Here is a 2,342-nt window from a genome sequence, read left to right as displayed (position 1 = left end):
GCGTGCGGCAATCATGCCCGCCGTCAGCGGCCTGACGAACGTGGTTGTCTCCGATCCGGCCGACTACACCGCCTTCGCCCACCTGATGAGTCGCGCCACCATTGTGCTCACCGACAGCGGGGGAGTCCAGGAAGAGGCGCCAAGTCTCGGCAAACCGGTGCTCGTCATGCGGGACAACACCGAGCGGCCCGAAGGCGTGGATGCCGGGACGGTGGCACTGGTCGGCACGGACCCCCGCCGCATCGTCGACGGCGTCGGTCGGCTCCTTGATGAGCCGGCTGCGTACGCGGCAATGGCGGAAGCGGTGAACCCGTACGGCGACGGCGGCGCGGCGCGGCGCAGCGTTGCGGCGCTGGCGCACTACTTCGGTTTGGGTCCGCCGGTCGACGAGTTCGTGCCCCGGTTCCGTCCACCGGTCGGCCCGGCGACCATCGGTGTGCCACGCCAGGCTCGCACTGCGGTGGGCCGCTCCGCCAGCCGTGCGTCCACGGGTGCCACGGATGATCATCAGCCTGTCCAGGTCAACCAGATCCATCCCGAAAGGACGTGATGTAGATGCGAACCCGCCGATTCCGCGGCTCCGTAGCAGCGATCTTAGTTGCCGTTCTGGCGCTTGTTGCGGGCCTGGTCAGTACGGCCACGGCGGCAACTGCGCAGCGGCCGCATTCCAGGGGAGCATCGCAGCATCACAGCGATGCGCAGGTGTTGGCCGACGGTCAGCTGATCGCGCCACCGCCCCCACCGTCCACCTCACCCCCTCGCCGCGGGCCCCGGCCGGTGAGCTCCACTTCCGATTCCGCTGCGTCGGGGACGATCCGTCCGGCGGCCACCACCTCGGCGTTGCGCATCCAGTCGGCTGCCGTCACCACGGTGGCGACAACTCCTTCCGGAACGTTGATTCTGTACGACACCACGGGCCAGTGGGGTTGGCTCGGCGAGCAGTACGCCATGCAGACGGCGAACCTCGTGTCCCACTTCGGTACCTGGAAGGCGCATCCGGTGGCCGCATACACGGCCGGTGAGATGGCGAACTACAAGGCGGTCGTCTACGTCGGCTCCACCTACGACGAGCAGGTGCCCACCGCTTTCCTCACCGACGTGCTGGGTGGTACCCGCCCGGTGGTGTGGATGTACGACAACATCTGGCAGCTGACCGCGCAGTCACCGACGTTCGCCGCCACGTACGGCTGGAACTGGTCGCAGTTCGATTTCTCCTCCGTCGCCGAGGTCCGCTACAAGAACACCAGCCTGACCCGGTACACCCCCAACGGCAGCGGGATCATGTCCTATGCCAGCGTGGACACCACGAAGGCGACGGTGCTCGCCCAGGCGGTGCGCGCCGACGGGACGACCTTCCCCTGGGCCTTGCGGTCGAACAACCTCACCTATATCGGTGAGATCCCATATGCCTACACGGATGCGACAGATCGATACCTTGCCCTGTCGGACCTCTTCTTCGACGTCCTCGCCCCGGCCACAGCGACCCGGCACCGCGCGCTCGTCCGGATCGAGGACGTCGGACCGGACGCCGACCCGGCCGAACTGCGTACGGTGGCCGACTACCTGTCGTCGGCCCAGGTGCCGTTTACCGTCGCGGTCTACCCGCGGTACCGGGACCCGAAGGGTGTGTACAACAACGGCACCCCGGTCGACACCACCCTGGCGAACACACCTGACGTGGTCAGCGCACTGAAGTACATGGTGAGCAAGGGCGGGACACTGCTCATGCACGGCTACACCCACCAGTACTCGAACGTGGCGAATCCATACGACGCTGTCAGCGCCGATGACTTCGAGTTCTTCCGGGCGCACATCGATGCCCTGAACAACGTCGTCTACGACGGTCCGGTGGCCGAGGACAGCCAGGCCTGGGCAGCCGGGCGCATGAACAGCGCCGCCACCGCGTTCACCGCGGCCGGCCTGCCTGTGCCGACGACGTTCGAGTTCCCGCACTACGCCGGCTCGGCCGCCGACTACGCCGCCGTGCGCGCCAAGTTCACCAAGGGCTATGACCGGCGCCTGTACTTCCGTAACCAGCTTGCCGGCGGGACCGTCGACGTCACCAAGTACGCCGGTCAGTTCTTCCCATATCCGGTCACCGACGTGAACGGCACCTATCTCATCCCGGAGAACATCGGGAACATCGAGCCGGAGCCGTTCAACAACCACCCGGCCCGGCTGCCGGCCGACCTGATCGACGCAGCCAAGCGGAACCTCGTGATTCGTGACGGGTTCGCGAGCTTCTTCTACCACGCCTATTACGGAAAGGCGTACCTGCGCGACACCGTTTCGGGGATAAAGAAGCTCGGCTACACCTTTGTCGCGGCGGGCACGGTCTAAAC

General features: G+C 66.5%; 3 protein-coding genes. 2 read left to right on the top strand and 1 reads right to left on the bottom strand.

What is annotated here, in order from left to right; all coding sequences use genetic code 11:
• The coding region (locus U9977_RS17025) for a UDP-N-acetylglucosamine 2-epimerase (RefSeq protein ID WP_322750259.1) at positions 1-550 on the top strand (550 nt) is incomplete at its 5' end.
• A gap of 166 nt (positions 551-716) precedes the next feature.
• On the opposite strand, the gene U9977_RS17020 is transcribed toward U9977_RS17025, so the two are convergent.
• Positions 717-869, bottom strand: coding sequence for a hypothetical protein (locus U9977_RS17020; RefSeq protein WP_322750258.1), 153 nt, complete (start codon positions 867-869; stop codon positions 717-719).
• 1 nt (position 870) lies between these two features.
• On the opposite strand from U9977_RS17020, the gene U9977_RS17015 reads away from it, so the two are divergent.
• A complete protein-coding gene (locus tag U9977_RS17015) occupies positions 871-2,340 on the top strand; it encodes a polysaccharide deacetylase family protein (RefSeq protein WP_322750257.1) in 1,470 nt (489 codons plus the stop codon).
• Positions 2,341-2,342 lie beyond the last annotated feature (2 nt).

The organism is Protofrankia sp. Cas8, assembly GCF_963555845.1.
Lineage (GTDB): Bacteria > Actinomycetota > Actinomycetes > Frankiales > Frankiaceae > Protofrankia.
This window is presented reverse-complemented; position numbering and strand designations above follow the sequence as displayed.